Origin of the sequence: Sphingomonas sp. CFBP 13728, from assembly GCF_014841895.1 — a bacterium.
GTDB lineage: Bacteria > Pseudomonadota > Alphaproteobacteria > Sphingomonadales > Sphingomonadaceae > Sphingomonas.
In genome coordinates this window covers 1-20,107 of record NZ_JACYUS010000011.1, presented here as the reverse complement: position 1 = coordinate 20,107, position 20,107 = coordinate 1, and the positions used below count along the sequence as shown (strand labels likewise).

Annotated in this window: 23 protein-coding genes; 6 read left to right on the top strand and 17 right to left on the bottom strand. The window is 61.9% G+C overall.

Annotated features, from left to right (window positions below; genetic code table 11):
* Window positions 1-63 precede the first annotated feature (63 nt).
* Window positions 64-1,044 (top strand): CBASS cGAMP-activated phospholipase, encoded by a 981-nt coding sequence (locus IFT67_RS19940; protein WP_244647642.1) that lies wholly within the window; start codon window positions 64-66, stop codon window positions 1,042-1,044.
* An 11-nt stretch (window positions 1,045-1,055) separates the two neighbouring features.
* On the opposite strand, the gene IFT67_RS19935 is transcribed toward IFT67_RS19940, so the two are convergent.
* Complete coding sequence (locus tag IFT67_RS19935) at window positions 1,056-2,204, bottom strand: hypothetical protein (RefSeq protein WP_192239839.1); 1,149 nt, start codon at window positions 2,202-2,204, stop codon at window positions 1,056-1,058.
* Between the two features lie 169 nt (window positions 2,205-2,373).
* Between IFT67_RS19935 and IFT67_RS19930 the strand changes: the two genes are divergently transcribed.
* Window positions 2,374-2,757 (top strand): hypothetical protein, encoded by a 384-nt coding sequence (locus IFT67_RS19930; RefSeq protein ID WP_192239838.1) that lies wholly within the window; start codon window positions 2,374-2,376, stop codon window positions 2,755-2,757.
* A gap of 69 nt (window positions 2,758-2,826) precedes the next feature.
* On the opposite strand, the gene IFT67_RS19925 is transcribed toward IFT67_RS19930, so the two are convergent.
* Together IFT67_RS19925 and IFT67_RS19920 are read right to left on the bottom strand one after the other, a co-directional pair.
* Window positions 2,827-3,222, bottom strand: a complete 396-nt coding sequence (locus tag IFT67_RS19925) for a hypothetical protein (RefSeq protein ID WP_192239837.1) — start codon at window positions 3,220-3,222, stop codon at window positions 2,827-2,829.
* Window positions 3,223-3,782: 560 nt separating this feature from the next.
* The gene (locus tag IFT67_RS19920; RefSeq protein WP_192239836.1) at window positions 3,783-4,154 is read right to left on the bottom strand and encodes a hypothetical protein; all 372 of its coding nucleotides are present in this window, start codon (window positions 4,152-4,154) and stop codon (window positions 3,783-3,785) included.
* 182 nt (window positions 4,155-4,336) lie between these two features.
* On the opposite strand from IFT67_RS19920, the gene IFT67_RS19915 reads away from it, so the two are divergent.
* Window positions 4,337-5,530 (top strand): HAD family hydrolase, encoded by a 1,194-nt coding sequence (locus IFT67_RS19915; RefSeq protein ID WP_192239835.1) that lies wholly within the window; start codon window positions 4,337-4,339, stop codon window positions 5,528-5,530.
* Window positions 5,531-6,210: 680 nt separating this feature from the next.
* Here IFT67_RS19915 and IFT67_RS19910 read toward each other — a convergent pair.
* The 5 genes from IFT67_RS19910 to IFT67_RS19890 form a co-directional block, all read right to left on the bottom strand.
* Window positions 6,211-7,410, bottom strand: coding sequence for a replication initiator protein A (locus tag IFT67_RS19910; protein ID WP_192239834.1), 1,200 nt, complete (start codon window positions 7,408-7,410; stop codon window positions 6,211-6,213).
* A 103-nt stretch (window positions 7,411-7,513) separates the two neighbouring features.
* On the bottom strand, window positions 7,514-8,554 hold the full coding sequence (locus tag IFT67_RS19905) for a ParB/RepB/Spo0J family partition protein (protein ID WP_192239833.1): 1,041 nt from the start codon (window positions 8,552-8,554) through the stop codon (window positions 7,514-7,516).
* Between the two features lie 62 nt (window positions 8,555-8,616).
* The gene (locus IFT67_RS19900) at window positions 8,617-9,813 is read right to left on the bottom strand and encodes an AAA family ATPase (protein ID WP_192239832.1); all 1,197 of its coding nucleotides are present in this window, start codon (window positions 9,811-9,813) and stop codon (window positions 8,617-8,619) included.
* A gap of 168 nt (window positions 9,814-9,981) precedes the next feature.
* The gene (locus IFT67_RS19895; RefSeq protein ID WP_192239831.1) at window positions 9,982-10,233 is read right to left on the bottom strand and encodes a hypothetical protein; all 252 of its coding nucleotides are present in this window, start codon (window positions 10,231-10,233) and stop codon (window positions 9,982-9,984) included.
* A gap of 120 nt (window positions 10,234-10,353) precedes the next feature.
* Window positions 10,354-11,241: a LysR family transcriptional regulator gene (locus IFT67_RS19890; RefSeq protein WP_192239830.1), complete on the bottom strand. Its 888-nt coding sequence runs from the start codon at window positions 11,239-11,241 to the stop codon at window positions 10,354-10,356.
* A gap of 97 nt (window positions 11,242-11,338) precedes the next feature.
* Here IFT67_RS19890 and IFT67_RS19885 point away from each other — a divergent pair, with 97 nt between their 5' ends.
* Together IFT67_RS19885 and IFT67_RS19880 are read left to right on the top strand one after the other, a co-directional pair.
* A complete protein-coding gene (locus IFT67_RS19885; protein ID WP_192239829.1) occupies window positions 11,339-12,274 on the top strand; it encodes an alpha/beta hydrolase in 936 nt (311 codons plus the stop codon).
* A gap of 427 nt (window positions 12,275-12,701) precedes the next feature.
* Window positions 12,702-13,670 carry a hypothetical protein gene (locus IFT67_RS19880; protein ID WP_192239828.1) on the top strand — a complete coding sequence of 323 codons (969 nt, stop codon included), beginning with the start codon at window positions 12,702-12,704 and terminating at the stop codon, window positions 13,668-13,670.
* Window positions 13,671-13,711: 41 nt separating this feature from the next.
* Here the strand turns inward: IFT67_RS19880 and IFT67_RS19875 are convergent, their stop codons facing one another.
* The 4 genes from IFT67_RS19875 to IFT67_RS19860 form a co-directional block, all read right to left on the bottom strand.
* Window positions 13,712-14,764 (bottom strand): LLM class flavin-dependent oxidoreductase, encoded by a 1,053-nt coding sequence (locus IFT67_RS19875; protein ID WP_192239827.1) that lies wholly within the window; start codon window positions 14,762-14,764, stop codon window positions 13,712-13,714.
* An 89-nt stretch (window positions 14,765-14,853) separates the two neighbouring features.
* Window positions 14,854-15,468, bottom strand: a complete 615-nt coding sequence (locus IFT67_RS19870; protein ID WP_192239826.1) for an FMN-dependent NADH-azoreductase — start codon at window positions 15,466-15,468, stop codon at window positions 14,854-14,856.
* A gap of 32 nt (window positions 15,469-15,500) precedes the next feature.
* Entirely contained in the window at window positions 15,501-16,412 is a 912-nt protein-coding gene (locus IFT67_RS19865; RefSeq protein WP_192239825.1) for a pirin family protein, read from the bottom strand.
* 22 nt (window positions 16,413-16,434) lie between these two features.
* Entirely contained in the window at window positions 16,435-16,743 is a 309-nt protein-coding gene (locus tag IFT67_RS19860; RefSeq protein WP_192239824.1) for a hypothetical protein, read from the bottom strand.
* Window positions 16,744-16,915: 172 nt separating this feature from the next.
* On the opposite strand from IFT67_RS19860, the gene IFT67_RS19855 reads away from it, so the two are divergent.
* Window positions 16,916-17,806 carry a LysR family transcriptional regulator gene (locus IFT67_RS19855; protein ID WP_342450661.1) on the top strand — a complete coding sequence of 297 codons (891 nt, stop codon included), beginning with the start codon at window positions 16,916-16,918 and terminating at the stop codon, window positions 17,804-17,806.
* Between the two features lie 9 nt (window positions 17,807-17,815).
* Here the strand turns inward: IFT67_RS19855 and IFT67_RS19850 are convergent, their stop codons facing one another.
* From IFT67_RS19850 to IFT67_RS20495, 5 genes are all read right to left on the bottom strand, one after another.
* Complete coding sequence (locus tag IFT67_RS19850) at window positions 17,816-18,028, bottom strand: hypothetical protein (RefSeq protein WP_192239823.1); 213 nt, start codon at window positions 18,026-18,028, stop codon at window positions 17,816-17,818.
* Window positions 18,025-18,411 carry a hypothetical protein gene (locus tag IFT67_RS19845; protein ID WP_192239822.1) on the bottom strand — a complete coding sequence of 129 codons (387 nt, stop codon included), beginning with the start codon at window positions 18,409-18,411 and terminating at the stop codon, window positions 18,025-18,027. Before IFT67_RS19845 ends, IFT67_RS19850 begins: the two co-directional genes overlap by 4 nt.
* Window positions 18,412-18,575: 164 nt before the next feature.
* Complete coding sequence (locus tag IFT67_RS19840; protein ID WP_192239821.1) at window positions 18,576-18,977, bottom strand: nuclear transport factor 2 family protein; 402 nt, start codon at window positions 18,975-18,977, stop codon at window positions 18,576-18,578.
* Between the two features lie 3 nt (window positions 18,978-18,980).
* Window positions 18,981-19,859: an MBL fold metallo-hydrolase gene (locus IFT67_RS19835; protein ID WP_206757948.1), complete on the bottom strand. Its 879-nt coding sequence runs from the start codon at window positions 19,857-19,859 to the stop codon at window positions 18,981-18,983.
* Window positions 19,860-19,908: 49 nt separating this feature from the next.
* Window positions 19,909-20,107: hypothetical protein (locus IFT67_RS20495; protein ID WP_206757947.1), on the bottom strand; the 199-nt coding region annotated here is incomplete at its 5' end.

Genomic DNA, 20,107 nt, shown 5'->3' with positions numbered 1-20,107 from the left:
CCTCGCCGATCCGACGGGACCATTCAGCATGCTAGAATCAAGCAACCCTGGCCGAAGGATCGATTGTTCCGCATCCTCTCGATTGACGGGGGCGGCATCCGCGGCGTGTTTCCAGCAGCTTATCTAGCCGAACTTGAGCGACGCTTCCTCGGCGGAGATTCAATCGGCTCATATTTCGATATGGTGGCGGGCACCTCTACCGGAGGCATCATCGCTCTCGCTCTCGCTAACGGTATGAGTGCGTCGCAGGCACTCCAAATCTATGTCGAGCGTGGTGAACGCATTTTTCCAAGCCTATCAGGTTGGCGACGGTGGTTAAGACTGCTGCGGTGGATTTGGCGACCGAAACATGATCAGGCGGCCCTCAAGGCGGAGCTGCTCAGCGTCTTTGGTGACAAGCTGATCAATGACGCCAGCGTCCGGCTGGTCGTGCCGAGCTTTGAAGGCCGGCATGGAGAGCCCTTCCTCTACAAAACGCCTCACCATCCGGATTATCAAAAGGACCGACATCGCAAGTTTGCACATGTCGCGCTGCACACCACGGCCGCGCCGACCTACTACCCGGGCGTCGAGGATGACGGCTATGTGATGATCGACGGCGGGGTTTGGGCCAATAACCCGATCATGAACGCCGTGATAGATGCGCTCGCCTGCTATGACATTCCTAGAGAAAATGTTCGTGTTCTAAGCCTCGGCACCGGCGACGCTACGTTCACAGTCAAAGACACAGTCCGGCAAGGTGGCGTCGGGCATTGGGCGTTTTTACGCGCCTTTTCAGCCGCGGCACGTGCTCAGTCGCTTAATGCACTCGGCCAAGCCTATCTTCTAGTCGGCAAACCTAACGTGGTAAGGATTGACCCGTCGGAATCTTCGAATCCTATTGCGCTTGATGATGTGCGCCGATCACTTGATGAGCTGCCTCTGATAGCGCGAAGCCTCGCTGAGGGATCAGGACATCATGTCGCCGACGTGTTCCTGCGTGATCGGGCCGATCCATTCGTACGTGCGACTGACTCTGCCGGTGTCGCAACCGCTCGGTTGTGACACCGGCAGAGTCAGTCGCAATCTGGCGGCAGCAGGTGTAATTGAACCTGCCCGGATATCACCGGATCGAGCTTGTCGGCTTCCTGATCGGCCCACTGGCGCCATTCTGCTAGTTGAGCCGGCGACATATCTAGTCGACCGTCAGCGACAGCCATGGCCACCCGCGCGGTCAGGCTCCGCAGGTTTTCAGCTTCTGCTAGCAGACGACCGCTCTCGATCAACGCCGCACTCCGTTCGGCATTGGCTTTTGCCAGTCGTTCCTGTCGACGCCGTTCCGCCGCGATACGCTCGCGCTCGGCCTGCTCTTCGAGTTCGCGCAAATGGTCCCGGTAAGCCCGCTCGCCCTCAACGATCAGCCCCGCCGTAATCTCCGCGATCTTGGATTCCAGCGTACCGGCCGCATCATCCTCCCAGGATGCATTCCTCACAGTCAGTCTGAGCTTTACGGAAGCCGGGCGCTTCGGGTCGGGACGGGGTGTGGTGTAGCGGTTGTGGACGCCGGATTTCCGGCCAGCCTCATCGAGGGTCACGGCGATACGGGTGTCGCCGATGATAGCCCTGAACTCCGTATGATGGTCCTGCCGATCGGAGCTTGCGTCATGCCCCTGGCGGTTAAGCGTCAGAAACAGCGCGTTGAGGATGCGGAGACGTCGTTTCTCGAATGGACTGTCATAAAGGACGTTGGCCGTATGCCATTGGACCTCGGCCGCCTTAGCTCGCTCTTTTTCATCCTGCGCCAGCAACATCCGGATCGCCGGATGCGGAAGCGTGATCTTCGCCGCGGAGGCAGGCCGGCCGATTGCCTTCAATGTCTGGGCGCGCAGCTCCTCCAGATCCTCCGGAACCTTGGCGGATGCAAAAGGACCGGCCGATGATGGCAAGGGTGCCTCGGGCAGACGGGCAAGCCGGGGATCGACATGGATGTAGGGTCGTTTTCCGGGTCCGCGGGCGGGTGCCGCGGGTGGTTTCGACACCGCCCTTCCCGCATGCACCCGGTTCCAATGGCCCTGTGGCGGTCCCGATACCCCGTGCGATTTCAGCAATTTCTTGAGGCCTACGTCGGACAGGCCGATTTGCGCTGCCAGCTCTCGCATGGGCGCTGACCAGGCAACCCCGATCAGGTCTTCAAGCGTGACACGGTGATGGCCCCAGCGGTACATTCGCCATGGATGCCAGACCGCCCTGGACCAGGAAAGCGGTTAGCTGCTCAGGCGATCAGCCACGTCCCATCGGGCTCCTTGTGGACGATGACGGTCTCACACGCGCCAACATTGCCGGTGTGCCTTCAATCGGGCATTGGTGAAGATGGAGATCCGTCGAGGGTAGGTTATGGATCGCATCTATGTCCGCGAAGGTGATGGCCTGATTCTGGGTGCCATCAAGCTTGTTTTCTTTGCCCCGCTGCTCGCGGTCCCGATTTATGCGGCAGTGCGGGAATGGAACATACTCACAGCGTTGCATTGGCACCCGGCGCTGATCGTACTGGCGGCATTTGTCGCAATTGGCGTCATAACCGCAATCCTGACTGCATTAGCGAGCGCCCTGCCCCGCACGACAACCGCGATCGGCGTTCTCTACTGCACGGCCATGTATGGCCTTGCCGCTTATGCCATCACCCATGACCCGATTTGGACCACGGTAATCGCACTTTTGACGGCAGTCATATCGTGGGAACCTGTTACCGCCTTTATCTCACGTCGAGCAGCCCGCTAATCTACTCGGGCCTATAACTTTCTAGTTCGGCCGTATGCTAAGCCCCTGCTGTACCGCGACCTTTTCAGCTCAACGGTTCCTTGTCGGCGGTCCGGGTATTCGGAAGGGTTCCAGTCCCTGTCGCTCAATCTCGGCCTTAATCATCTGCAGGGTCTGCGTCCCTGTCATGGCGCGCAACAATAGCAGCGTTTCGATCTGGACCGCGCTGGGCTCTCCAATGGCCTGCTTGTCCTGGGCGGATGCAACAGGCTGTTTCTCTGCCTGATCGCGCAGCTCGTCCAGCGTCTCACCCATGTCGATCATGGCCGCACGGATACTCGCCAGCTCTTCCTCGACCCGATCTATCTGATCAAGGCGGTCACGTATGAAGGCTGCGATACCAACCCCCCGTTGTTCGGCCTGGGCGGCATAAACAAGCGCCTGTCCCTCTCTCAACCGGACCTTGATGGAATCTGACAGCGCCATATTGCCTCCGACCACAGAATGGACCCTGTTATGCATGATAAACTATAATATTTACAGGTGTTTGCACTGAGATAGGGTCCACGTAGGGTCCCGCCCAAACGAAAACGTTGACCAACTGTTGTTATTTTTCAATGACTTACTGGCACCGGAAGGTGCGTATGGTGTACGACCCAAAATCACGGATTTAAGGGTTGGAAATGAAGCTCTGACAGGTCCGAAACGGGGTGGCCGAGCTTAAGGGGGTCCAAACTACCCTGATGAGCGCAGCTCAGCAGGCAAGCTCGCCCAATGACGCAAATGTGACGCGTTCATAGCGCAGATATGATGCAATTATGATGCATTCTTGCGGAAGAAACGCCCTCCAGCAAGGACTGGGGTGCAAATAGGGGGCAATTAGGGTGCGGATAGGGTGCAGGAAGGGTGCAAATTAGGGGCACGGACGCAAAAGGGATGCAGAAAGAACGCAAAAAGGATGCACCAGGAACGCACCAAGGAGGCGGCAGGGACGCAAAACGGACGCCAAATGTCGATCTGGCTTACGGTACCCAGGGGTGATCGCTCTAGCTCGCTTCGAGACGCCGGCGTATCTCCTGCCTGTCTCCCATAATCAAAAGGGTATCGTTGATAAACCTCTCCAGATTCTGGTTCAGGTCGTAAATGATTCCCCCGAACAGCAATCGCTGATGGCTCGAAAACCCGTCACGTATTTCCAGCATTAACGTTCTTGCTAATGACACAAACTGCTCAGCTTCGTCGGCCATCCATTCGGCATAAACATCCTTGGAACAGCTCATGCCGGTTGGCCTGTTCAAAGCGATCTCTGTCATGCGCAGACACAGCAGATTTTCAAGCTCGCATGGAGCCGATCCAGGCTGTCGGTATTCATCCAGCCCGCCCAGCAATTCCCGCATTTTCTGTTTTAGATCGTCCACCGCGATGCCTCCTCGCTCGGAATGGAGGCATAACCCGGCTGAAAGCCGGGTGTTAGGAACCCTAAACAAGCACAAGGCGCTGCCACCTTTGGGCAAGCCTTGGACATGCGTGACAGCCACCCGGCCGAGAAGCTCTCGACCGGACTTGTGATTATCGGGGTTCCTACGCCCCACGGCCGGGATTGACCGAACCGCAGGTCTATGGTCGCAGAAGCGAACGCTTCAGACAAGCTGCTGCGACAGAGACGGACGTATCGACGATCATCACCCCATCGAGCCAGGACGATCCTGCCATGAGCGATGCCCTTCCAAGTTTCCGCACACCTGCCGAGCAAGCCGCCTACGCTGCCGTCCTGGCTGACCTGGCCGACCGCGATCGGGAAGATGAGGCGGTCATGATCTTCCGCGAGCCGACTGATCCGGACGCGGCAGTGACCGCCGATGCTATGACCCGGGCCGGCAGCGTCAGCGACGATCAATACGCCCGCCTGCTCGCCGCTGCCGATCGCCTCTATGCTCCACCGCCGGTCACCCGTGCAGTGGCATTCGATGCGTTTGGTACGCTGGTCTATATCGGTCGCAAGCGGCATCCATTTGAGCGGTTGATCCGGCAGGCCCGTGACCGGGCGCAAGCGCTGCCCTCGCCGATGGTCCAGCCGATCGGCCTCGCGGACTATGCCGCTGCGCTGGGGTTACCGCACCCAGACGCCGAGCTTGCGATGCTGGACGAGGAACTGGCGACGATCGCGCTGTACCCCGACACGCTGGATGCGTTGCGGCGGGTCCGGGAGCGGGGTGTGAGGATCGCCATCGCCTCAAATCTGGCACTGCCCTATGCGGCCCCGCTGAAGGCTCTCCTGGGCGATCTGGTAGATATCTGGCACTTCTCCTTCGATGCAGGCGCGATCAAGCCTGACAGGGCGTTCTACGCCGGCTTGACGACCCGCCTGGAATGTGAGGCTAGTGAACTGCTGATGGTGGGCGACACCTGGCGCGACGATATCGTCGGCGCCGTTGAGGCTGGATCGCGTGCCCGGTGGGTCGATCGTGAGGGCCGTGCGTGCCATGTTCGCCGGTTTATCGCCGTTCGCGAGCTGGGTGATGCCTATCCCGATCGCCAGAGAGCTGGGCAAATGACTGAGCTGGAACTTGTCCGTAGCGGCATCGATGCGAACCTTGACCACCTTCATGCCCAGTGGTGGGCGGTTCGGGCGGGTCTGTTGCGGCAGATCCTTACAGATGCCCAGGATGCAGAAAAGGTAGCTGCGACACGCGCGCTGGACGATCATTTTGATACTCGTGATCAGACTGAAACCAGCCGTGCTCGACTGATGCGAAACGCGATTGCGACTATCGCGGCACGAAAGCATGCTTGACGGCCATGGAAGGGGCAGGAGGCGCGTATCTCGTTTAACGGCTAGCGGCTCTGGGAAACCTCAGATCGGATCGGATTGGATTGGTTTGATCCGCTACCGATGGTTAACGCTGCGATTAGATTATTATCGCTTTCGACTACCTGGCCACTTCATTCTTAGCGATCCACAAGCAGTCCACAAGCAGTCGGTAATCGACCTCCGCATCATGGTAAATGCTCGGATACAGGCACGACTCACTCCATTTTTCAATATATAGAAACTCGCTGGTTAGAGGGTTTATACCTAATGTTAATGAGTTAGGAGGTTCTTCAATGGGTTTAACTACCCTGTTTTCCGTTAGTTAGCTCGATAACGCCGTTCCGGATGTGTCGTCTTCTCGTTCCTGGAGTGTCGACGACTAGGTTCCCGAAGGATCGACTTTGCGTTCCTGAAAGACCGAGCCTTGTTCCTGAAGTGTCGAGGACTCGTTCGATTGGGTAATTTTTTCGGAGCAATTGAATCAGTTCGGTAAGGTTTGTCCGAAGGGACGTTCAATTGCGACAGGTACTCAAGCGTCCGGCGGGAGGGACATCCACAAGCACGACACTTCGGGAACGGTTGGGCCAGTCTATAGCGATTTTGACGTAAACGCGGCTCCCCTGCCCTCCCAGGGCAGAGGCGGTTCGTAAGACGAAGCAGTCTTAACGCCCAAGTTCGTGGCGGTGCTTCTCATGGTAGCGCCGGACAAATCCGATGAACGCCGCCTGATAACTAACCGGCGTTCGGGCGCTGTCCGCCTCAACCCACGTGCGAAACTCTTCGTGCAACGTCTGGTAATCCCATCCCGGGCATTCCGCGCGCAGCGTTGCCATCGTTGCGTCGGTGATTTCGCCAGCGGTCGCTCGTGTCGCCAGACTGGTCCGCGACCGTCGCAGCAGCGCTGTTACGTCAATCGTCTCATTCGCATCGTTGGCCGTCGCAGCGGGGTTGGTTGACGTTGGCCTTGCTGCACCCTTAGCGCCCCCTGCCCCGTGCGCCGCCACGGTCTTCAGCGGGCGCTCGACATCGCTGCGGCGTTGCATCCGCAGAGATGGCTCGCGCTTGCCAGCCGGCGTCTCCAAAGCGAGCGCATAGCCCGGCAGCTCGTTGCGCTCGACGATCTTAGCGATCTCGAACTTAAAGCGGCGATATTGCCCTTCGGCGCCCGACTTCTCGAATAGCGTCGGCATGGCGATCGCGAAGCCGACCTCCCCTGCCCCGCCAGCATGCTTGCGCGCGACGCGGTACAGCCAGCGCTCACGCCCGCCGGTCAGGTCGAAATAGGCCCGGTCGATCGACAGCACCCCGCCCTGCATCATCACGCCTTCCCAGAACCAGTTCGACACCTCGATCGTCATCCCACGCGACCGCTCGGTTTTTTCGTCGACCAGCTGCGTCCAGCCGTCGAGCCAACTGAACGTCGCCTCTCGGCGGTTCTCGGCGCGAATGTTGGTCTTGATCGTGGTTGACACCAGCCGATCGAGCGCCTGGCCGAGCAGCTCATACGCGCGTCCGGTCGTGGGCCGCCCGATCGCGCGGAGCAGGTCGTAGGGCATAAGGTGGAGCTTGCGCGGAACGTCGTTGACTCCGCGCCGGGCCATGTCCGCAAGAACGCTCGCGCAATAGATTAATATGTCCGCATCCCAGATCGTCGCCATCCCGTAATCGGGGTTGCCCGAGACGTGCACCCACAACTTGCCGTCGGGGCTATGATAATCGATCGGTTTGACGCGCTTTGATTTGGCGAGGCTGAAGAACGGACGCTCCATCATCTCGCGCTGATCGCGCAGCGGTAGGTCGGCGAGATAGGGGAGGAGCAGGTCGAACCTTTCGGACACCCTCTGACGATCGGCGCGAGTCATGCCGCCACGCCCAGAATGTTTCCCGGGGGAAACATCGTCGGGGCGGTGGCGGCAACCGTCCGCGTTGATATGGGACGTAGCATGTTTCCCCGGGGAAACACGTTCACCGCTGCAGTCCGCGGCCTTCGGCCTCCAGATGCACAAGCGCCTGCCGCAGCGCGTCGACCAGCTCTTCGTTCCCGGCGCCTGACCCGGCATGGAGCCGGATCGTCACGCCCTGTCGGTTGCTCGACTGGATGCTGAGCCCAGGGCGTCCATGCGGCGTGGTCCATGTGAACGGGGGCGCCGCGTCGACGGAATCGTTCGACGCCTCGAGCAACCGCCGCAGCACATCGGCAGCAGGGTAGGGGGCCGCACCCCGATCGCGCCGTGCGGCTTGTTCACGCGCGAGATCTCGAGCAGCACTTTGAATAGCCTTAGCTACAACCTTGTCGTCGAGCGCCTGCGCCAATGCATAGGCAGGTTTGAGTTGGACGTCGGCGGGGGAGGCGAACGCGGTGATCACCGCGTCGGGGATCTGTGCGACCTTGACCATCTTTGACAGCCAGCCCTTTGACACCTTGAGCCGCTCCGCCATCCGCGTCAGGTGGTTGCCGTAATGCGCCTTGAGCGCCTCGGCATAATTGCGGGCACGCTCGAGATCTGACACATCTTTACGCGCGCGGTTCTCGAGATCGGCAAGCCGGAATGCGGCTTCGTCGTCGAGGTTGGCAACCTGCGCCACGAACTGCATCTCAGGATAGGAATGCGCGCGTAGCCAGCTGATCGACCAGTGGCGTCGCGTGCCCGCGATCACCTCGAAGTCATGCGCAGGATCGCCGTTGACACGACGTACCACTGCAGGAACCTTTTGCCCGCCCTCGGCGATGATGGAATCGATTAGCTCGCGGCAGCCTTCTTCTGTCAGATGCTGGTAGCTACGCGCATTACCCGGCCAGATCCGTACGCGTGCAGGGTCAAGCAGCAGCTGCGTCACTTGTCGCACTTCCCCGCTGGTCACGCGCGCTAGCGCAGTCTCGCGGTTGAGCAGTGTCGTCCCACGCGTCCGTTCAGGCGCGGGCGGGGCGGGGGGCGCGCCGGTGTCAATTTCGGCTGGTTCGTCGGCTAGTAAGGCCGCGAGATAGTCGGATTGCTTACGCGCCATGCGGCACCTCCCGCATTAGACTTATTAGGAACGTTGTCGCGCAGGACAGTACCAATTCGGGCTCACGCGACATGGAGTAGATCCTCCTCGCGTGCGGGCTCGACCCGGCCCCAGCCTTGCCGGACAAGCTGCTCGATCTGCCCCATGGCCTCGTCAAGATTGGCACGGCAGCGCTTGTGCGTCTTGGGCGTACCGATCGGGCGTTCAAGTTCGTAGATTGTCATCATCCGCATCGCAGCATGGCTTATCTCGGCGGACTCTAAGATCGGCACCGGGAGTAAGGCTGGACCGAAGCTCTGTTCCATAATCGTGCGGACCATCGCGTGGCTGGGATCGTTGCTGTCAAACTTCGAACATATAAGCCGGAGGAAGCTGTATTCGACCTCTATTCCGGCATGCGCGAGCTGCTGTAGCACCTGGTTCATCATCGACAAAAATTGGACGGTTGAGCAAAAATCGGGCGTCGTCGCGGCGAGCGGGACAAGCAGCGCATTTGCCGCCTGCATCACCGCGAGGCTGATCGTCCCGAGAGCAGGTGGGGGATCGAGCAGTACCACGTCGTAATTGCGCGCGAGATCGGCCAGCCCCTTTTTGAGCTTACGGAAGCGGGCGGCGAGCACCGACTGCCCGTCCGATCCCGCCGCGGCGAGTTCATATTCGACGTCGAACAACTCAAGGTTCGATGGGATAAGGTCGACGTTGGGCCACGGCGTCGATTTGACTGCATACAGCAGGTCGGCCTGGGTCGGATCGATCGACAGATAGGGGTAGAGCGTCTCTTCTCGTGTGATATTGAAGTGGGGGTTAAACCCGAACAGCGTCGTTGTAGTCGCCTGGCTATCGCAATCGACCACCAGCACACGGTACCCCTGCACCGCGAAATAATGCGCGAGGTGGCAGGTAACCGTCGACTTACCCACCCCGCCCTTGAAATTCTGCACTGCGATGATCGCGGGGATATCAAGCGACGCGCGGGCAGGAGAGGCGCCAAGCACCTCGCGCATCTGCAGCAGTTCCTCAACCGAATAGCCAAGTCTCCGCCCATTTTCACCCGCCGGGGCAGGGGGGAGGCGACCATCATCCTCGGCCATGCGGATCCGGTTGGTCGAACAGCCGAGCAATTGCGCCGCCTCGGCGATTCCGAAGCGGACATTGAGGCCCTTCCGGCTTTCGGGCAGGAATGCCTTGCGCCGTAAGCGTTCGATCATCCGCTCCCCCGCGTCCGCAAGTTCACCGATATGGTTGACGATGGCATTCATGAACCGGTCCGATCGCTCATTTGAAGCTTTCGACCGGATTTATACGCGAATGGAATTCAAAACGTAAGAGTGCGGCACACAAAGGTTTAGGATGAACCGGTATCGAGCATTAACGTGCTACGCTGCGATCCTGTAGGTGCCTATCGGGACAAGCCTTACCTCTTACCATCAAGCAGAAGCGCTACAGCGGATCGCCGTTAGCGATACGTAGCGCGCCGTCGCCGCCTTGTCGCGAACGTGCTGATTTTTCGCGATCCGGAAACTGCTGCCGGCTATTGGAATGATATGTACCGAAAACACCTGTTTCTCGCACAGTGGTGTTTCAGACCAGGTTTTCCGATCAATTGGTTGCCGAACGACAATTGTGGAAATGATAGCGGTCGAGCTGTTTTGGTAGCAGCAGCTTGCGATAGCCGCCATGCGTGAATGTACCGCCTTTTTTAAAAAGGAACCGAGTTTTGAGAATGATCAGGTAGCTGAATAGCGAAACGCCTCGGTCTTACACAGAGCTGGTTTTGATGTTCGGCGATGCCTCGGAGATCAGATATTCCGCGCCAGTAGATCGATGAAGCGGCGGACTTTCGGAGCGAGGTGGCGACGACTTGGATAGATCAGGCTGATCGGCACGGGGGGCGCGGCATAGTTCGTCAGCAGCGCGACGAGACGACCTTCGGATAGATCCCGGTCGACGACATAGCTGGGCAGGAACGCCAGTCCCGCCCCCGAGACTACGGCATCGCGTAACGCTTCCCCGCTGTCGAGCGAAAGGCGTGCTCGCGGTTTAACTGCGACGGTTTTTTCCTTGATGGCGAAACGCCAAGCACGCTTCTGGCCAGCGCTGACGTAATTCAGGCAAGCGTGGCCCAGCAGATCGTCGGGATGCTGCGGTGCCGGAGCGACCGACAGATAGGCGGGGCTCGCGACTACCAGGTCATGCTGATGGGTCAGGGTTCTGGTAATGAGGCTGCTGTTCTCGCGGGTCTCGCCAATGCGGATTGCAAGATCGATACCGTCTTCGATGATGTCGCTGACCCGGTCCGTGAAGCTCACGTCCGCCTTCAGCTTGGGCCACGACGCAAGGAAATCGTTGAGCAACGGCAGAACCAGAAGGCGTCCAAACGTCATCGGGGCGGTCATTCGGAACAGCCCCTGCGGCTCTCCACCGCCATCGGACATCGACAATTCCGCTTCTTCCAGGTCGGCGAGGATCTGCGTGCAGCGATCGAGGAAAACGCGGCCGTCATCGGTCAGCCCGAGGCTGCGCGTGGTCCGGTGGAACAGCCGTACGCCCAGCCGGTCCTCGAGGCGGGCAACGCTCTTGGCGATGCCCGACCGCGTCATCGAGCGCGCGCGTGCTGCGCCTACGAAGCTCCCAGCTTCGGCTGCCGCCACAAAGGCGACGATGTCGTTGATATTTCCCGGTGCCATGAGTCGCTCCCGCTCCTTCGCAGTGTCGACGCCCGTTCGCCAATCAATGAACTATATGGAGATCCTGAACAGATTACCGGCATCAGGAGCAAATAGAATGCCCTTCAACGACATAGTGACGCATCGCCTCGACCAATGGGCTGGGAGCCTGCAGGACCTCGGTCCCGTCATCCTCGGCGAGAACACGCAGGTGACGATCGACGAAATCCGCCAATCCTACGTCCGCAAGATGGCCGAGCATCCGACGCCCACCGACGTCCGCATCGAGCAGGTCGACATGGGTGGCGTACCGGCGACGCTCGTCACCCCGGAAGAGGTCGAGGGCGACCGTGCACTCTTCTACATCCACGGCGGGGCGTACATCGTTGGTGGGCCGGGTGGCTATCACGGGCTGGCGGCCGCGTTCGCGAAGGCGATGAAGGCGCGCGTCTACCTGCCGGACTACCGACTGGCGCCAGAGCACGCTTTCCCCGTTCCGATCGAGGATACGTTCGCTGCCTATCGCTGGCTGATCGACCAAGGGCAGAACCCGAAGTCGGTGACGTTCGCAGGCGACTCCGCGGGCGGTGCGATGGTCGTCTCGGTGATGGTCATGGCCCGAAATGCCGGCGTACCGCTCCCGGCTGGTGGCGCCGCACTCTCGCCTTGGGCGAACCTCGAGCACACGGGTGCATCGATGTTCAACCGCGAGGGACTGGACAAGCTGAACACCAAGGCCGGCCTTGACCTGATGGCCAAAACCTTTCTCGGCGGTGCTTTGCCGAACAGCCCCGAGGCATCGCCGGTCTTCGCCGATGTCCGCGGCCTGCCGCCAATCATGGTGCAGATCGGCGAAGGCGAACTGATGCTGAGCGATGCTATCCGTCTCGCCGCACATCTGGGCGAGAACCGAGTACGCGTCTCTTTGGAAGTATGGCCAGGCATGTTCCACGTCTGGCACATGTTCCACGCCGAGCTCGCTGAAGGACGCGAGGCGATCGCCAATGCGGCAGTGTTCCTGAGTCAGGCTGTCGAAAGGGCGTCTGCCGCCTAGTCAGCCATTGCGCCACCCTTTCCACGGGGCGGCGCTACCCCGGGCCAGCCACTTGGCACGCCTTGCGGTTCATTTGCATGGACGTCGGTGCCGGGATGGCTGGAAGCTGGCCAGCCCGGGAAGGGCGTCGTGACGGGGCTGCTTTGCCAGCTCTTCGCACGCGACGGACTGACAGGCCGTAACCGCCAGACAATCATGGGACCGACAGGCATTATGAGAATCGATACCATTCTCTCGGCCGCAGCGGTCCCGCTCGCAACGTCTTTGATGACCCCCGCTACTACTGCTTTGTCCACCCCGTCTGCGCCTTCGTCGCAGACGGGCATCGCGCGTTCAGTCGGGCTCCGCCATACTTGTAGGTAAGATACAGACCGAACGACGACATAAAAGTCCTGTTATTGAGTTCCACGACCATGCAATTGAACGCATGCTCGGGTTCGGCGGGTGGCGCGAAGGGGATGGCGTGTTCGGATTATTCATGATGGGTGCTATGCTGTTGGCGTCATCCCCAGCGACCGCACCGCACTGTCCCGTCACGAATCTGATGCCGGACTATTGGGCGTTGCAGGCGCGTGGCGCACCGTTCGAGGATTATAGGACGGCGCTGACCGCCAAGCATCCGACGCTGTACACCGCCAACTTCGTCAACGCGCTGCGAGGAAAGCAATTTGCCCCCTGGGAGCAGGATGAGCAGGTCTTCGCGTCGAGGCACCTATTCGCGGCACAGGCCTTATCTCGGATATTGGTTGGTGAAGTGCCGCACTATGTCGCCGATTTCACCCGTGCTTTTCCGGCCCTGAAATGCAGCTTCAAAATCTACATCGCGCCATCGTTCGGCACCATGAACGCCGCTGCCGCACAGACGCCGGACGGGCTGAAGATCGTCGTCTCACCGGTGACGATCCTGCAGAATGACGGTGACCGGATATCGCAGTTCAAGCTGCTGTTCGATCATGAACTGTTCCACATCTATCACGCGCAGGCGTCGGGTGGCGCGTTCGGGGCAAGCCAGGGCGACCACGCCCCACTCTATGCGTCGCTCTGGTCCGAAGGGTTGGCCGTGTATATCAGCGAGCGACAGAATCCGGGGATCGGACGCGACCGTAGTCTTCTCGACCTCAACTTGGAGACCAGTGCCCGTCCTCTGCGCCAGGACATCGCGCGCGCGATCCTTGCCGATTTGGACAGCCGTGAGCCGGACGTCTTCGAACGATATTTCAGCGGCAGTGCCAAAAATGGCGCGTTTCCGGCGCGGTCCGGCTATTATGTTGGCGCGCTCGTGGCCGACGATTTGGCGCGAACGCATACGATGCAGCAACTGGCGGCGCTGAACGACCGCGAGGCTCATACGCTGATCCGTCGCAGCTTGGAGACCATCGTCGCAAACGGGCGTTAGCGGCCAAATACGCAGACTTGCGGTCCGGGTTTTCGGCATGGTTATCCCTTTGCCGAAACGTGATCGGGATCAGCGTTGACGCGCGTCCGGACTTCGCGGCCCAGCAGCTCGATCGAGCGGAGCATGGCGTCCTGGTCATGGGCGGCGGAACTCATCTGGAAGGTGAGGCGGTCGATGCCGCCGATGTCCCGGTCGGCACGCAGGATCTTGGCCGCGACCGTCTCTGGATCGCCGACCAGGAACGCGCCGTTCGGCGCCACGAGCTGGTCGAACTGCGCACGCGTCGCGGGTGGCCAGCCGCGCTCGCGACCGATCTTGGTGAACATCTGCTGCCAGCCGGGGAAGAACCGGTCCTGTGCCTCGCGCGTCGTATCGGCAACGAAGCCCATCGCGTGGATGCCGACCTTCAGCGTGTCCGTCGCATGCCCGGCCTGTGCACCCGCCTGACGGTACAGGTCGACCAGCGGGCGGAAGCGAGCGATCTCGCCGCCGATGATCGCGATCATCAGCGGCAGCCCGAGCGTGCCCGCACGAACGAACGACTGCGGGGTGCCACCGACGCCGAGCCAGATCGGCAACGAGGCCTGTTGCGGGCGAGGATAGATGCCTTGACCGCGAAGTGGCGCGCGGAAACGCCCCGACCAGTCGACCTGTGCATTCTCGCGGACCTTGAGCAGCAGATCGAGCTTCTCGGCGAACAGCGCGTCGTAATCCTTCAGGTCGTAGCCGAACAGCGGATACGCCTCGACCGACGAGCCGCGGCCGACGACCATCTCGGCCCGCCCGCGCGAGATCAGATCGAGCGTCGCGAACTCCTGGAACACGCGCACCGGATCCGCCGCACTCAGCACCGACACCGCGCTGGTGAGGCGGATCGTCTTTGTCCGCGCGGCTGCCGCGGCGAGGATCACCGGGGGCGCACTGTCGAGATAATCGCGGCGGTGATGTTCGCCGATCCCGAACACGTCGAGCCCGGCACGATCCGCCGCCTCGATCTCGTCGAGCAAAAACGCCATCCGGTCGGAGTCGCTGACCGGGTGCTCACCGCCAAGCAGCGCGGACGTGGCGGCGAAGCTGTCGATGCCGATTTCCATGAGTGTTCTCCGTGAGAATTGTGCGGATCCGCGCCTGCTGGACCGATCGTGAACCGGGCCGACGCGCATCGCCAGCCCGGTACAATGAATTACGCCGTCAACGTGGCGATGTGCGTCTTTGCGGTTTCGATCGCGGTGGTGCGCGCATCGGGGCCGGTGGCGATGCCCTCGGCGACGACGACTTCGGGATCATGGATGCCGACGAAACCGAGCGCCGCGCGCATGTAGGTTTCGCCGTGCTCGACGCCGGCGAGCGGCGTGTCCGCGCCGTAGAAGCCACCGCGGGCAACCGTCAGGATCACGCGCTTGCCACCGGCGAGCCCTTCGAGCTTACCCTCCGAGGTGTAGCGGAAGGTCTGGCCGGCGACGAGGACGCGGTCGATCCATGCCTTCAGCTGTGACGGCACGGTGTAGTTGTAGAATGCGACACCGATGACGATCGTGTCGGCGGCGAGGAATTCCTCGAGCACCGCGGCACCCGTTGCGAGGTCGGCACGCATCGCCTCGCTATGCTGTGCGTCGGCATTCTGGAGCGCGCCGAGATAAGCGCCCGACAGATGCTGGATCGGGTCGGCAGCGAGATCGCGGTAGGTGACGACGACATCATCGCGCTCGGATGCGAGGCGCGCGACGGCTTCGGCGGACAGCATGCGGCTGACGGAATGATCGCCGAGGATGCTCGAATCGATATGGAGAAGCTTCATGATCCGGGTCTTTCTGGGTGGAAATGGAGTGATCAGGCCGCGAGGCGCGGGGTCTCGGGCAGGGGGATGAATTCGACGTCGTCGCCGGGCACGCCGGGGAAGCGCCGTTCGCGCCAGTCGGCAGCGGCCTGGTCGATGCGGTCCTGACGGCTCGACACGAAATTCCAGAAGATGTGGCGCGGGCCGTCAAGCGGTTCGCCGCCGAGCACCATCAGCCGCGTCGGGCCGACCGCACGCACGACGATCTCGGTGTCGGGACGGAACACGACCAGTTCGTCCTTGCCGAACCGACCGGTCTGGCCCTCGACCTCGATCGCGCCGCTGACGACATAGACCGCACGCTCGATATGCGCGCTGTCGATCGGAAAACGCATCCCGTCCGCCAGCACGACGTCGGCGTACAGCGTCTCGGAAAAGATATTTGTCGACGCGCGGCGACCAGCGAAGCTACCGGCGAGCAGACGGATTTCGACGCCGTGATCGGCGATAACCGGTACGTCGCCGGTCGCGACATGCTGGAAGCCGGGATCGGTTTCCTCGAGCGCGCTGGGCAGGCCCAGCCACGCCTGGAAGCCGAACATCGTTTCTTCGCGCGCCCGGCTGGCGGGGCCGCTGCGCTCGGAATGGACGATGCCGCGACCGGCGGTCATCAGGTTCACCTCGCCCGGGCGGATCGTCTGGACATAGCCCGCGCTGTCGCGGTGCTCGCTCTCGCCCTCGATCAGATAGGTCAGCGTGCTGAGGCCGATATGCGGATGCGGGCGGGTGTCCGCGCCCTGGCCGGAGCGCAGCACGACCGGGCCGAAGCTGTCGAGGAACACGAATGGCCCGACCATGCGCCGCTTGGCCGAGGGCAGCGCGCGGCGCACCGAGAAGTCGCCGAGATCGCGGGTTGCGGGCAGGATGGTCTGCTCGACCGGGCCGGTATGGGACTGAAGCGTCATGGCAGGTCTCCGAGGGAGAGGATCAGTGGATCGAAAGCGCGGCGAGTGCCGCGACCTGGTTCGTGTTGAAGCCGTGACCGAGCAGCGCCGAGCCCGCTGCGTCTGCCGGCCGGCCGAAGCGGCGCGTGTCGCTGACGAACGCGCGGATTGCGGCAGTCCGGGGATCGACCTGAGGCAGCGCCGGCGCGGTGCCGGTCAGCACGACGCGGACCCGCCGCATGATCCGCGAGACCAGCACGGCACCGTCGTCCTCGATCGCTGCCAGCGCTTGCGCAACGGTCGACCATTCGGTGTTCGACAAAGGCAGCGGATCGTGGCGGGGCTTTTTCATGATCGGTGTCCGGGGCGCTGGGTTGCGTCGTGAGCCCCAGATACGGTGCGATCGATGTTGCCGAAACTGAGCAAGTTTCGACCGCTATGTTCGATCAGATCGACAAGCGGCTTGGCCTGTGTGGATCTCCGCGCTAGTTCGTGTTCCGAACCTTCGACGGAAAGGCAGCATCATCTCGGACCCCGGTACCCCGACGCTCGACCAGCTTCGCGTGCTCGTGACCGTGGTCGAGGCGGGCAGCTTCGCGGGTGCTGCGCGGATATTGAACCGCGCGACCTCGGTGATCAGCTACACGATCGCCAATCTCGAGGCGCAACTCGGCGTACGGCTGTTTGATCGCGAAACGACGCGCAAACCCCAGTTGACCGAGGCGGGGCGCATGGTGCTCAGCGAAGCGCGACTGGTCGCAAGCAGCATCGATGCCCTGCGCGCGAAGACCAAGGGGCTGTTGCAGGGGCTCGAATCCGAGTTGCACCTCGTGCTCGATACGTTTCTGCCTGAAGCGCGGGTCGTCGATGCACTGACCGCGTTCTTCGCTACGTTTCCCACCGTCTCGCTGCACCTCTCGGTAGAGACGCTGGGTGCGGTGACGCAGATGGTGCGCGACGGCCGCGCGACGCTGGGCGTAAGTGGTCCGCTCGACACGATAGGTGGGATCGAGCGGATCGCGATCGGCAGCATCCGCCTGTTGCCAGCGGCCGCGCCTACTCATCCGCTGGTGCTTGCGGGGCGCAATTTGCCCGGGGCGGGGCGCGAACATATTCAACTGGTGCTGACCGATCGATCGGCGCTGACGCAGGGGCGGGATTTCGCAGTCATGAGCAGCCAGACGTGGCGGCTCGCCGATCTGGGCTCGAAGCACATGCTGATGAAGGCGGGGATTGGCTGGGGCTATATGCCCGAGGCGATGATCCGCGACGATCTCGACACCGGCCGTCTTGTCCTGCTCGATATGCCCGACGCGCCGGGTGGCGAATTCGCGCTGCACGCCATCTACCGAACCGATACGCCTCCGGGACCAGCCGCCACCTGGCTGATCGAGCGTTTGCGGTCGCAGGTCTGAAGCGCTGGCTCAGCGACGGTTGCGAACCGAAGGCCCGCCAAAGGGTATGACTGCCAGCAGCGCCGTCAGCGTAAGGACGCCCGCAATCATCGCGTCGTCGAGCGACTGGACGAGCTTTGCATACAGCATGAACGCGCCGATGATGACGATCGCGACGCGGAGCGTGCCGATCGTCGCATGGCCGAAGTTCCGCTTCGGGCAAATGAGGCCGATGCGGATCATGCGGAGAACCGCACGGTGTCGAGCACGAGCTGGCGGATTTCGGTGATCGCGGCGGACGAAAAGCCTGATGCGGCAAGCTGGTTGTCATCGGCGCGCAGCAGCCTGCCGGCGCTCAGGCGAAGCGTCACCGCATACCGGCGCAGCGCCTCGAGGCGGGGATCGGCAAGCGGGTTGGGCCGCTCGACACCGAACACCATGGCCAGCATCGACTGGAATCGGCCTGCATCGGCGAGGCTCCAGCGGCTATCGGTTCGGGCAAGCTGTATCACTTGGCGCTCGAGCGCGCTCAGGCGGGAAACCGGATCGTGGCGCGGCAGGATCTGTGTTTCGGCACGTTCGATCGCGCGGCGGGGAAGGTCCAGATCGAGATCGAGATAGGCCATGATGAACTCCCGTCGCGCCCGATTACAGCGCCTTGTGGAGGTCGGTATCGGCCAATCAGGCTCGCTCACACAGCCGAATAGTTTCGATCGTTAGGTTCGAGAAAGTCGAACGCACGCCGTTACGCTCCAGATCCGTTGGAGCGCAACGGCATTAGCGTTCGCCTTCAGTCGCTGGCGCCGTTGAGCGCGGCCATCACGGTCGCGCTGTCGACATATTGCTCCATCGTCACGATCTTGCCGTCCCGCAGGCGATAGAGATGCGCGAAGGTGGCGGACATCGCCTTGCCGGTCGCGCGGTAGGTGCCCGAATACACGCCGAACGCGGCGACGCGGTCGCCGTCTTCGAGATAGGTGTGGACCTTGGCGGCATAGCCCTCCCATTCGGTACCGAGCTGCTGGAAGACGTTTGCGACGATCGCGTCGTACCCGACATACGTCCCGGCATAGGGAAACCCCGCCGCCTCGGTCCACGTCGCGTCCGGCGCGAGCGCAGCCTCCAGATGCGCGCCGTTCTCCGCCGACGTGCCTTCATAGGTCGCGCGAATGATGTCCGTGTTGCTCGGCATCGCTCAGCCCCACTTCATTTCGCCGGTCGCGACCTTTGCGCCGACCTGCAACGCCACGCCCATGCCGGCGTCCGGATAGCGCGCGGTCATCGCTGCGATCAGCGCCGTGCTGTCGGGCTTCTTGGCCAGTTCTTCCTCGAACGCGCGCAGGTAGTCCCGCGTGTAGACGATCGCCGCCTCGCCGAGAGGAGCATCCGGGGTCATGTGGCCCGGAACGACCACCGCGGGCTTGCGCGCCAGCATCGCGTCGAGCTGCGCGATCCAGGCGGCCCGGGCCTCCGTACCGGCAGTGTCCGCGGTCCATACGTGCACGCCCGAGAACACCAGCACGCCACCGACGATCGCCGACAGCGACGGCACCCAGAGATAGCGGCGATTGGCGATGCCGGTGGCGGCGACGATCTCGATCGCCTGTCCGTCGACCGACAGCTGCTTGCCTTCGAACACGTTCGGCATGACGATGTCGGCCAGCGTCTTTGGGCCATTGTCGCCGAGCTGCGGCCCCCAGGTCGCAAGCTTCTTGTCGACGTTGGCCTTGATCGCGGCGATCGTCTCGGGCGCGGCCAGCACGCGTGCATCGGGGAAGGCTGCCTTGATCGGGCTGAGGCTAAAATAATAATCGGGATCGCTTTGGCTGACATAGATCGTCGTCAGCTTCCGCCCGGTCGCCTTGATCGCCTCGACCAGCGCCCGGCCATCGGGCAGCGTGAACCCGCCATCGACCAGCACCGCCTCGGTCGCGCCCCAGACCAGCACAGGCGCGCGGAAGAATCCGTGTTCGCCGGCGGGAAATGCCTTCCATTGAAGCGCCTTGCCGGCGGCCACTGCGTCGCCTTGGCCGATCATGGATGCGGCCGCGCCGCCTGCGATCATCGTCATCATCTGTCTCCGGTTGGGCATGGAAAAGTTGGTCCGGTCGGGCCTGGCGCGATCACGCAAGGCGGTTGGAAGATATTAGTGAAAGCGGATCCTGGTACAGGTTCGTCGCATCAACCGGCGTCAGCACCGTGCCGTCGATACGGAGCAGCGCAGGCACGCCGCTGATCCCGAAACGTTGCATGACCGATCGTGCCCTCGCGAGCCGCTGTTCGTTCGCCGTGCGCAGGCCCGGGGCTGGATTGGCGAGTGTG

Excerpts from the sequence above, each read along its gene's own strand:
- IFT67_RS19935 (WP_192239839.1), bottom strand. The coding sequence starts at position 2,204 with ATGTACCGCTGGGGCCATCACCGTGTCACGCTTGAAGACCTGATCGGG.
- IFT67_RS19930 (WP_192239838.1), top strand. The coding sequence starts at position 2,374 with ATGGATCGCATCTATGTCCGCGAAGGTGATGGCCTGATTCTGGGTGCC.
- IFT67_RS19925 (WP_192239837.1), bottom strand. The coding sequence starts at position 3,222 with ATGGCGCTGTCAGATTCCATCAAGGTCCGGTTGAGAGAGGGACAGGCG.
- IFT67_RS19910 (WP_192239834.1), bottom strand. The coding sequence starts at position 7,410 with ATGACTCGCGCCGATCGTCAGAGGGTGTCCGAAAGGTTCGACCTGCTC.
- IFT67_RS19905 (WP_192239833.1), bottom strand. The coding sequence starts at position 8,554 with ATGGCGCGTAAGCAATCCGACTATCTCGCGGCCTTACTAGCCGACGAA.
- IFT67_RS19900 (WP_192239832.1), bottom strand. The coding sequence starts at position 9,813 with ATGAATGCCATCGTCAACCATATCGGTGAACTTGCGGACGCGGGGGAG.
- IFT67_RS19895 (WP_192239831.1), bottom strand. The coding sequence starts at position 10,233 with ATGGCGGCTATCGCAAGCTGCTGCTACCAAAACAGCTCGACCGCTATC.
- IFT67_RS19890 (WP_192239830.1), bottom strand. The coding sequence starts at position 11,241 with ATGGCACCGGGAAATATCAACGACATCGTCGCCTTTGTGGCGGCAGCC.
- IFT67_RS19885 (WP_192239829.1), top strand. The coding sequence starts at position 11,339 with ATGCCCTTCAACGACATAGTGACGCATCGCCTCGACCAATGGGCTGGG.
- IFT67_RS19880 (WP_192239828.1), top strand. The coding sequence starts at position 12,702 with ATGCTCGGGTTCGGCGGGTGGCGCGAAGGGGATGGCGTGTTCGGATTA.
- IFT67_RS19875 (WP_192239827.1), bottom strand. The coding sequence starts at position 14,764 with ATGGAAATCGGCATCGACAGCTTCGCCGCCACGTCCGCGCTGCTTGGC.
- IFT67_RS19870 (WP_192239826.1), bottom strand. The coding sequence starts at position 15,468 with ATGAAGCTTCTCCATATCGATTCGAGCATCCTCGGCGATCATTCCGTC.
- IFT67_RS19865 (WP_192239825.1), bottom strand. The coding sequence starts at position 16,412 with ATGACGCTTCAGTCCCATACCGGCCCGGTCGAGCAGACCATCCTGCCC.
- IFT67_RS19860 (WP_192239824.1), bottom strand. The coding sequence starts at position 16,743 with ATGAAAAAGCCCCGCCACGATCCGCTGCCTTTGTCGAACACCGAATGG.
- IFT67_RS19850 (WP_192239823.1), bottom strand. The coding sequence starts at position 18,028 with ATGATCCGCATCGGCCTCATTTGCCCGAAGCGGAACTTCGGCCATGCG.
- IFT67_RS19845 (WP_192239822.1), bottom strand. The coding sequence starts at position 18,411 with ATGGCCTATCTCGATCTCGATCTGGACCTTCCCCGCCGCGCGATCGAA.
- IFT67_RS19840 (WP_192239821.1), bottom strand. The coding sequence starts at position 18,977 with ATGCCGAGCAACACGGACATCATTCGCGCGACCTATGAAGGCACGTCG.
- IFT67_RS19835 (WP_206757948.1), bottom strand. The coding sequence starts at position 19,859 with ATGATGACGATGATCGCAGGCGGCGCGGCCGCATCCATGATCGGCCAA.